This is a genomic window from Micromonospora sp. NPDC051543, from assembly GCF_044454415.1.
Lineage (GTDB): Bacteria > Actinomycetota > Actinomycetes > Mycobacteriales > Micromonosporaceae > Micromonospora.
Map to the genome: position 1 here is coordinate 218,949 of NZ_JBITDT010000010.1, position 8,930 is coordinate 227,878.

An 8,930-nucleotide genomic window follows, 5' to 3' on the forward strand; every position below is an offset into this window, starting at 1 on the left:
GTGAACGGCGCGTGGCGGTCGAAGTTCGGGGTGATGAGCGCGCGCATCGGCACCAAGGGGTTCAGCGACAGCCATGTGGAGGGTGTCTCCACCACGCCCACAGGCGTCTATGGCATCGGCTCCACCATGTACGGCGTGAACGGCAACCCTGGCGTCAAGTACAGCTACCACCGGCTTGTGGCGAACGACTACTGGGATGAGAATCCCAGCTCGCCCACGTACAACAGCTTTGTCCATGGTACGAACCCGGGCGGGTACAGCGAGGCGCTGTGGCAGACCGTGCCGCAGTACAACTACTTCGCGGTCATCAACTACAACATCCCGGTGAGGGCCGCCACCCCGGCCCGCGGCAGCGGCATCTTCCTGCACGTCAAGGGGAGCGGCGCTACCGCCGGTTGTGTCTCGTTGACGCAGTCCGACCTGCTCCGGGTACTGGAGTGGCTGGCTCCGGGCGCCTCTCCACGCATCGTGATGGCACCCAGCCAGAACCTCGGCCGTTACTGAGCGCCCTGCTCTGCCCGCATCGCCCGCAAGAACAAGGCGTCAGGGTGACAGTTGAGGAGCTAGAGGAGGCGAGCTGCCAGGCAGGCAGCTGGTTGCCTGATGCGCAAGCCAGGTTGCTCGTCGTCGGTATCACGAAGATGGGTGGAGCCTGGATCCAACCCAGGGTGGTAGAACGGGGCGTGGAGATCGGCCAGCTCAGCCAGGCGTTGGATGACATCTTCGACGGCGCGATCGTGCATCACGGGTACACCGACTACATTCGCGATTACGAAGTCATCGTCCATGTCACCGCAGACCCCCGTACCGGCATCCCACCTGTCCACCTCCGCTACCTCTTCAAGTACTGCGTCGCGGCTGAGGTGCAGACGGCGGTGACCCCTGATACCTGGCGTTGCTCGCTGGACGAGCGACTGACCGACCGGGAGATCGGTCCGGATCTGGACGGCTTCGTGTGGGCAGTGCGCTGGCAGCCTCTCTACCCAGGTGCGGAGGTAGTGATGGACTCCGAGCGTGCACGGTCGTGGGCTGACAAGATCGGCATTCCCTTTCACGAGGTCCGCTTCAGGATGAACGCTCACGCCATCACTCTCGTCTTCGGCGACCTTGAGGTGACCGAGGTGGGGGAGGGCTATGCGCCCTTCACAGTCACCGAGGACGACTGACGCAAGGTTGAGTGAGTGACGGACATCGGTCAAGGAGTCGGCGGCTCTTGCGTTACGTCGGGCGCTGTCGCGCGAAAGGCCGTCGCCAGCTTTCCAGGCCGCCATCCCTCGCTGAGCGCCTTACGGATGATTGTGGCGACCATCGATGGAAGAACAGGGACCGGCGGGACGCCGATCCAGTTGCTCGGATGGTCCTGGGGCATGTCGATCAGCAGTACGCAGCCCTTGCAGTCGGCTTGCTCGACGGCGAGGGTGAGTGGTCGAACGCCGAGCGCCTGGGCGTAGGTTGGTCTTCCACGCACCCGCCACCGGTAGACCACGGTGTCGACCGTGATGAGCCGAGAGCCCTTCTTGGTCAACGCCACGTCAAACCTTCCGGTATCCGATGCCAGGGCGGCAGCTAATCACGCCGTACCGGAACGTTCGGGTCGGTTCGCGGGCCCGACGAGCGGCATTGCCGAAGACGACGGATACTCGCCTGATGACTGGACCGGATCTCGACCCCGAACAGTATCCTCCCATCGACCCACGTGAACCGGTGCCCGACGACGCGGGCGTCCTTCTGCCTGGCGGGCCGGACGAATTGCCCGAAGCCCTGCACGAACCGTCGCCGCCGGACGATGGTGGCAACGCCGGCGGTGTGCGCGAGCCGGCATAGACACGCGAGTCGGCATAGACAGACGCGCTCAGCTCTGGCGCAACGAGCGAGTGATCGCGTGCTTCTGATCAGTTGCTTCGCCCTCGTACGTGGGCGTATTGCGGCGTAGGTGTAGGGCGAAGGCGGTGATCCAGGTCCAGCCGACTCCGATGGTGAGCCGCCGGTACAGGCCGCGGTGTTCGGGTACGGCCAGGCCTTGGATGAGCAGGAGCATGGTCACGCCTGCCGCTGCGCTGGTCACCGTCCAGATCCAGGAGCGACGCCGGGCGGCGGCCCACCTGCACCTCACCGAAGCCACCATCAAGGGCTACGTCTCGCGGGTCCTGACCCGGCTCGGCTGCACCAACCAGACCGAGGCCGCCCTGCTCGCCCAGCGCGCCGGACTCGTCACGTACGAATAACTCGAACCCAACCGGCACCATGGGACGGGCGGGCCCGCAGCGACCTAGTGGCCAGGCACCGCAGCGTCGACGCCAGTTACGACAGTGACAGTTCGTGCCCGAGCCGGGCCAGACCCGGCACCATGAGCAGGCTCGCCGATCAACGTGGAAACGGGCGCAGGGGTGACGTGTCGCCCACGGACCAGTTGTGACCGAACGGGTCCGTGAAGCCACCTTGACGGTGCGTCCCCCAGGGCGCGCGGTGATCCTCGATCGCCGCTCCGGCGACTGCGCCAGCCGCGACGGCCCGCTCGATGAAGGTGTCGGGATCTTCGACGAACACCTCGATGCGGGTGCTGGTGACTCCCACCTGGCCGGGACTGGTCTCCGTAGGGTTGTCGGGATCGACCTGGTGGAGGAAGAAGGGGGCGCCGCTGATCGCAAGGCCGGCCACGCCACCAAGGTTCCACAGCTCCGTCGCGCCGAGTGCAGTCCGGTACCAGGCGACTGCGGCGTCTGCGTCGGAGACGATCAACATCACCGAGATCACTGGCGATGCGGCGAGCGCCGTGTCGCTGGATGAGGCGGAACGACTCTTCGGTTCCTCGGTCATTCCCACAGCATGCCGGACACCGCCAGCAGCGTCTCCCCACCGACAAAAGATGAACCGCCAGGTCGAGGCCGAGGTGACCACCGCCGTCGGACCGGACGCGAGCCGGGGGTCACCGGCGCAGCCGGTGACCCCCGATTCCTGTGCGTGTGCGACCAGGTCAGGTCACCAGTTGCCGAGGACGAGGCGTCCGGCGGTGGGGTTGATGTTGTAGGGGCCGGAGGTGTACCAGCGGCCGGAGCTGGTGAGGCCTTGGTTGAAGGTGTAGTAGCCGAAGGTGCCGTTGCCGAGGTCGTAGGCCATGACGATGTCGGCTTTGCCGTCGCCGGTGACGTCGCCGGCGGCGACGCGGTTGCCGACGTTGGCGAGGTCGAAGTTGCCGGTGCCGACGTAGTCGGTGGTGCGGTTGAAGGTGGTGCCGGTGCTGGTCCAGCGGTGGATGGTGGTGGTGGCGTCGCCGTCGTCGTGGATGAGGGCGGGTTCGGCTTTGCCGTCGCCGGTGAAGTCGGCGACGACGAGGCGTCCGGCGACGGGGTCGAGGTTGTATTGGTTGGAGGTGTAGAAGCGGCCGAGGCTGGTCAGGCCTTGGCTGTAGACGTAGTAGCCGAAGGTGCCGTCGCTGATTTGGTAGGCCATGACGATGTCGGCTTTGCCGTCGCCGGTGACGTCGCCGGCGGCGACGCGGTCGCCGACGTTGGCGAGGTCGAAGTTGCCGGTGCCGACGTAGTCGGTGGTGCGGTTGAAGGTGGTGCCGGTGCTGGTCCAGCGGTGGATGGTGGTGGTGCCGTCGCCGTCGTCGTGGATGAGGGCGGGTTCGGCTTTGCCGTCGCCGGTGAAGTCCGCGACGACGAGGCGTCCGGCGACGGGGTCGAGGTTGTATTGGCTGGAGGTGTAGAAGCGGCCGCGGCTGGTGACGCCGGCGTCGAAGACGTAGAAGCCGAAGGTGCCGTCGCTGATCTGGTACGCCATCACGACGTCGTCGGTGCCGTCACCGTCGACGTCACCCGAGGCCATCCGATCGCCGACGTTGGCGAGGTCGAAGGAACTCTCACCCTTGTAGTCGGTCGTGTGGTCGAAGGCCGAACCGGTTGAGTTCCAGCGGTGAATGGTCAGGGTGCCGTCGCCGTCGTCGTGCCCCAATGCGGGCCCCTTGCGAGCCGTCGCCCCGGCGATCAGGCCGGTGCGCCGGATCGGCTTGTACGTCCGCAGGTCGCTGGCGCTGTTGAACCCACGACTGCCGACGTTGTTGTCCTTGTACGGGTTCTGGACCGTCTGGCCGTCGTCGTTGAAGGAGTAGACGTAGGCGCCCTTGCTGTGGTCGTTCCGGTCGGCCCAGTGCGAGAAGAGTTCGATGTGGCCGCTGCGGACCATCGCGTCGCCGGCCTGGAAGCTGTCGATGCTGCCGAGGGTGTCCCAGCGCGAGTTGTCCGCCTGGAAGTCGTCGGTGATGTAGCTGGTGTTCAGGTGCCAGGCCATCGACACGAGACCGGAGCAGTCGCGCCGGTAGGTCTTGTCGCCGTCCATGTCGCTCGCCCAGGAGCCGGTCTGGGTGTAGGTGAGTTCCCGGTCCACCCAGTTCTGTGCGCGGGACATGATCTCGCTGCGGCTGATCGGGCCTTCGATGGTGGAGGCCTGGGCGGGCGCTGACGACACGCTGACCAAGCCTGCGGCGATCATGGTGATGGTGCCGAGGATCGCGGCCGGTCTGCGGGCTCGGAAGCGACGCATGGGTTTTCCCTTCGTGGTGGGGATGAACGGAGTGGTCGCGAACGTGGGTCGAGGTGCACGACAGCCATTGGCTGGACCCGATGCGACAGGTAAAGTCGCAGCGCACGAGCCACCGTGGGGCCTGCCTCCGATGGCCGGTCCCAACTGGTCCTGCTGTGCGGTTGTGTGTTCGCGACCCTTTCGTCGGAGGTGGGATGAGGGCCTGCCACTCCGGTGAGTGGTCCGCGAGCTGCCGGTGCGGTGGCTGGCAGAACCCTCGCAGCCACATCAGGTAGCGAACCTGGATGGATCCTTGAAAACTTCGGACGCCCTGCTCATGGGCCGTCCAGCGGCGCTACGGACGCGGGGGCGAAGCCGTGGAACTATGCATATTGGGTGATCTCCGGGTGGTCGCGGCCGGCCAGCTGATCGAGTTGGGTCCACCGAAGCAGCGGCTGGTGTTCGCGGCGCTCGCGGTGGACGTGGGCCGTAGCGTGCCGATTGAGGCGCTGGTCGACCGGGTCTGGGACGACACCCCGCCGGCCGACGCCCGGGGCGTCCTGTACACGTACCTCACCCGAATCCGGCGGATCCTGGGCGGTGCCCAGTCCGCCGAGACGGCTTCGATCACGGTCGGCCGCAACCAGACCGGGTACCTGCTCGACGTCGACCCGGACCGCGTCGACCTGCACCGCCTGCGCCGCCTCGCCGAGCAGGCGCACGGCCTCGCGGTGGACCACCCCGACCGGGCGGCGCTGTTGCGAGAGGCGGTCGGGCTGTGGCGGGGCGACCCGCTCGACGGGCTGCCCGGCACCTGGGCGGCCCGGGTTCGGGAGGGTATGCGCCAGCAGCTCGTCCGGGTCCTGCTCGACTGGGCCGACAGCGAGATCGGCCAGGGCCGGCCGGGACAGGTCATCGACCGACTCACCGCAGCCTTGGAGCGCAGCCCGCTCATCGAGCCGCTGGCCGTGAGCCTGATGCGCGCCCTGTATTTCAACGGTCGCCGAGCCGAGGCGCTCGACCTGTACGCCCGGACCCGCGTCAAGCTTGCCGACGAGCTGGGCATCGACCCGGGCTCCGACCTGCAGGATGTGCACCGGGAGATCCTGCGCGGCACGCTGCCGGCGCCGCGGGTGGCCGCCGCCCCGGTCGAGGTGTCCCGAGTGGCGGAGCCCGCGGTCGCCGTGCCCGCGCGGGCCGAGGCCCAACCGGAGCCAGCGCACCATGCTCCGACCGGCCCCGGCTGCCAGCTTCCGGCCGACCTGCCCGACCACGTCGGCTGCGAACCGGAGATCTGCTGCGCGTTGAGTGTGCTGCAACCCGGCGATGGACGCCCCGAGGGCAACGCCGCGCCCGTGGTGATCCTCTCCGGGCCGGGCGGCGTGGGTAAGACGGCGCTCAGCATCCGGCTCGCGTACCTGCTCCGCCACTCGTACCCCGACGGGCAGATCTTCGTCACCCTCGCCGGCCGAGGCGGCGACTCCGGGGAGGCCCTGGACCGGGTGCTTCGGGCCTTGGGCGCCACCAACATCCAGCAGTTGCCCACGCTGGAGGACAAGCTCGGGCAGTACCGCGCCATGCTGAGCGGACGCCGATTCCTCATCGTGCTCGACTCGGCGGTCAGCGCCGAGGAGGTTCGTCCGCTCGCGCCCGGTGGGCCGGGAAGCGCGCTGATCGTGTCCAGCCGGGCCCTGCTGACCACCATCCCGGGCGCCGAGCAGATCGAGGTGCCGTTGCTCGATCGGGCCGACTCGCTCGTCCTGCTGGAGCGCATCGTCGGGCCGGGCCGGGTGGCGGCCGAGCCGGAGGCGACCGCCGCGCTTGTCGAGATGTGCGCGGGCCTGCCGCTCGCCCTACGGATCGTCGGCGCCCGGATCGCGGCCCGACCGCACCGCCGGATCGCCCGCCTGGCCGAGCGGATGCGCGACGAGCGCGCGAGGCTCGACGAGATGACTGCGGACGGGCTGGCCGTCCGGGTCAGCGTCGCGGTCGGCTACCAGGCGCTCGACCCGCCGGCCCGCCGGGCGTTCCGGTTGCTCGGCTTTCTCGGGGTGTCGAGCTTCGCGGAGTGGCTGGTGGCGGCACTCGTCGGCGGCTCGATGGACGACGCCGAGGAGCTACTGGAACAGCTCGCCGACGCCCGCCTGGTGACCGCCGTTGCGGACCCGACGCACCGGCTGCTCCGGTACCACATGCACGATCTGGTCCGGCTGTTCGCCCGCGAACGCGCCGTCGAGGAGGACAGCGACCGTGCGCTGCGCGCTGCGGTGGCCAGAGTGCTGGTCACGGCCACCGAGCTGGGTGAGCGGCTCAACCAGCGGTTGCCGTACGCCGTCCCGCCGCTCTACCGGCAGGCGCCGCTGCCGGTGGACGTGCCGACCATCCCGCTCCCGGCCGACCACCAGCTACCCGGTTGGCTGGAGGTCGAGGCGCCGACGCTGATCGTGGCGGTGGAACGGGCTGCGGAACTCGGCATGGACGTGGCGGCGTGCGCGCTGGCGGACGCGTTGGTCTACGCGTCCTTCGCGGTCCGCAACGACTTCGTCGGCTGGAGGCGCACCCACGCGGCGGCATCTGCCGCGGCCAGGGCGGCCGGCAACGCGGTCGGCGAGGCGGTGATCGAGTGCGGTATCGCGTTGCTGCGTTACAAGGAGGACCGGTTCGCCGAGGCCGAGCGGAACTTCCGTACCGCCATCGACCTGTTCGAAGCCGCCGGCCACGAGCACGGGTCAGCCGCGGCGAGCAACGGTCTCGGCACCGTACTGCGTGAGGTGGGCCGGCATCGGGAGGCCGTCCCGCTGCTGACCACAGCCGCCGAAGTGCTGGCCCGATTGGGGGACGAGAACGCCGCCGCGCACGCGACCTACGGCATCGGCTGCTGTCTGCGGGAGCTCGGCGACGACGAGGCGGCACTGAGCTGGATCGGTCGTGCCGTGGACACCTACCGTTCGCTGGGCCACACTCGCGGCGAGGCCATCGCCGCCCGGGGCATCGGCCTGGTGCATCGGGCCCGGGGTGAGCTGGATGATGCGGAGCGCTGGTGCGCCCGCGCCCACGACCTGATCGTGGCGAGCGGTGACGAGTTGCTCGCCTGCTACACGGAACAGGCGCTGGCGAAGGTGTGGGTCCGGCAGGGCAAGATGTGCCGGGCGCAGGAGCCGTTGGAGCACGCCCTCGGCACGTGCCGGCGGCTGCATGACCGGTTCGGGGTGGCGCTGGTCCAGCGGACCATCGGCGAACTGCACCTGGCGGCCGGCCGGCCGGACACCGCCCTGGAGACCCTTCGCCTCGCGTACGACGGGTGGAGCGAACTGCACCACGATCTCGGTGTCGCACGGACGCTGCGCGACCTGGGCGCGGCTCATGCGGCGCTGGGCGACGTCGCGTCCGCCCACCAGGCATGGGAGACCGCTGCGGCGAAGTTCCGCCGGCTCGGCACCCGGGAGGCCGGCGAGGCGGCCGGCTGGCACGAGCGGTGGGGATGCGGATGCGAGGCGACGGCACCGGTGGGCGTGGCCGTGTCGGTAACGCACCCGGTCTGAACCCACCCTGGCCTGCGTTTCCAGGTTTCGTCCAGATCGCCGGCAGGCCGGCTCCCTAGCGTCGGAGCAGCACCGGGCAGCAGCCCGGGGCAGCAGCTTCGACACGATGGAGAGACGTTCATGACGATCCGACGCAGCAGCGCGTACCTGGTAGTGGCGGTGGCCGTGGCCCTTTCGGCGGCCGGCTGCGCGCACGCCGAGCGGACCGGCGTCGCGGCCGGCCGCCCGGCGCCGGCCGCCTCCGGGCCGGCCGCCGCTCCGGACCCGGCGGGCGCCGCCGTCGGACCGCAGTCGACGCCCACCACCTCCGGCGTCCCCGCGCCACCGGCTCCCGCCTCCGAGGCGGCCCGCGCCGGTACGGGAGCCGGCCGGGCCGCCGACCCCGCTTCCGCCGCCACCGGGCCCACCCGGCTCGCCGCCCTGCCGACCACCGACACCGATCCGTCCTGCCGGCCGCCGGTCCTCCTCGAGGCCACCGGCGCCGCGCTCAACGGGCAGAGCGTCGACGACGTGCAGGTGCTCGGTTGCCGCAACGGCTTCGCCCGACTGATGGCGATCGCCCCGCAGTCGGCCCCGATTCCCGGCGGCGGCCAGGTGTTCCTGCGCAAGGACACCAAGGGCTGGCAGGTCGTCGGGCGTACCTCGGCGTCCACCGACTGCGGCGACCCGGACCTGGTGACCGCGGTCCGGGCGGTCTGCACCGGACTGGCTTGACGGCCGGCGGCGGCTTCCGGGCCGGGCGGGCCGGCCGGCCTTCGGGGCAGTCACATCGGGCTGAGGTGGGTAGGGTGCCGTCGATGGGGTACGGGCCGCCCGGAATGTGGCCTCGGTATGGCACACGTGACATCTACCGATTCGAAGGAAGCT

10 protein-coding genes are annotated in these 8,930 nt (G+C 69.6%); 6 read left to right on the forward strand and 4 right to left on the reverse strand.

Annotation, left to right across the window (positions count from 1 at the left end):
• Together ACIA3K_RS20140 and ACIA3K_RS20145 are read left to right on the forward strand one after the other, a co-directional pair.
• Nucleotides 1–504, forward strand: a complete 504-nt coding sequence (locus ACIA3K_RS20140) for a L,D-transpeptidase (RefSeq protein ID WP_396802785.1) — start codon at nt 1–3, stop codon at nt 502–504.
• Between the two features lie 44 nt (nt 505–548).
• Nucleotides 549–1,166 carry a hypothetical protein gene (locus ACIA3K_RS20145; protein WP_396802787.1) on the forward strand — a complete coding sequence of 206 codons (618 nt, stop codon included), beginning with the start codon at nt 549–551 and terminating at the stop codon, nt 1,164–1,166.
• Between the two features lie 29 nt (nt 1,167–1,195).
• On the opposite strand, the gene ACIA3K_RS20150 is transcribed toward ACIA3K_RS20145, so the two are convergent.
• Nucleotides 1,196–1,531, reverse strand: coding sequence for a hypothetical protein (locus tag ACIA3K_RS20150; RefSeq protein WP_396802789.1), 336 nt, complete (start codon nt 1,529–1,531; stop codon nt 1,196–1,198).
• 116 nt (nt 1,532–1,647) lie between these two features.
• Between ACIA3K_RS20150 and ACIA3K_RS20155 the strand changes: the two genes are divergently transcribed.
• Entirely contained in the window at nt 1,648–1,824 is a 177-nt protein-coding gene (locus ACIA3K_RS20155; protein WP_396802791.1) for a hypothetical protein, read from the forward strand.
• A gap of 28 nt (nt 1,825–1,852) precedes the next feature.
• Here the strand turns inward: ACIA3K_RS20155 and ACIA3K_RS20160 are convergent, their stop codons facing one another.
• A complete protein-coding gene (locus ACIA3K_RS20160) occupies nt 1,853–2,044 on the reverse strand; it encodes a hypothetical protein (RefSeq protein WP_396802792.1) in 192 nt (63 codons plus the stop codon).
• On the opposite strand from ACIA3K_RS20160, the gene ACIA3K_RS20165 reads away from it, so the two are divergent.
• The gene (locus ACIA3K_RS20165) at nt 2,037–2,225 is read left to right on the forward strand and encodes a LuxR C-terminal-related transcriptional regulator (RefSeq protein ID WP_396802794.1); all 189 of its coding nucleotides are present in this window, start codon (nt 2,037–2,039) and stop codon (nt 2,223–2,225) included. The two genes, ACIA3K_RS20160 and ACIA3K_RS20165, sit on opposite strands and share 8 nt — an antisense overlap.
• Before the next feature lie 139 nt (nt 2,226–2,364).
• Here ACIA3K_RS20165 and ACIA3K_RS20170 read toward each other — a convergent pair whose 3' ends face one another.
• Nucleotides 2,365–2,817, reverse strand: a complete 453-nt coding sequence (locus tag ACIA3K_RS20170; RefSeq protein ID WP_396802796.1) for a VOC family protein — start codon at nt 2,815–2,817, stop codon at nt 2,365–2,367.
• A 162-nt stretch (nt 2,818–2,979) separates the two neighbouring features.
• Nucleotides 2,980–4,542 carry an FG-GAP repeat domain-containing protein gene (locus ACIA3K_RS20175; protein WP_396802798.1) on the reverse strand — a complete coding sequence of 521 codons (1,563 nt, stop codon included), beginning with the start codon at nt 4,540–4,542 and terminating at the stop codon, nt 2,980–2,982.
• Between the two features lie 371 nt (nt 4,543–4,913).
• Between ACIA3K_RS20175 and ACIA3K_RS20180 the strand changes: the two genes are divergently transcribed.
• Nucleotides 4,914–8,063 (forward strand): AfsR/SARP family transcriptional regulator, encoded by a 3,150-nt coding sequence (locus tag ACIA3K_RS20180; protein WP_396802799.1) that lies wholly within the window; start codon nt 4,914–4,916, stop codon nt 8,061–8,063.
• A 120-nt stretch (nt 8,064–8,183) separates the two neighbouring features.
• Nucleotides 8,184–8,777, forward strand: coding sequence for a hypothetical protein (locus ACIA3K_RS20185; RefSeq protein ID WP_396802800.1), 594 nt, complete (start codon nt 8,184–8,186; stop codon nt 8,775–8,777).
• The last annotated feature ends 153 nt before the right edge of the window (nt 8,778–8,930 follow it).

What these genes read in the sequence shown, in the direction of transcription:
- ACIA3K_RS20155 (WP_396802791.1), top strand. Translation starts at nt 1,648, where the DNA reads ATGACTGGACCGGATCTCGACCCCGAACAGTATCCTCCCATCGACCCA.
- ACIA3K_RS20165 (WP_396802794.1), top strand. Translation starts at nt 2,037, where the DNA reads ATGGTCACGCCTGCCGCTGCGCTGGTCACCGTCCAGATCCAGGAGCGA.
- ACIA3K_RS20170 (WP_396802796.1), bottom strand. Translation starts at nt 2,817, where the DNA reads ATGACCGAGGAACCGAAGAGTCGTTCCGCCTCATCCAGCGACACGGCG.
- ACIA3K_RS20175 (WP_396802798.1), bottom strand. Translation starts at nt 4,542, where the DNA reads ATGCGTCGCTTCCGAGCCCGCAGACCGGCCGCGATCCTCGGCACCATC.
- ACIA3K_RS20185 (WP_396802800.1), top strand. Translation starts at nt 8,184, where the DNA reads ATGACGATCCGACGCAGCAGCGCGTACCTGGTAGTGGCGGTGGCCGTG.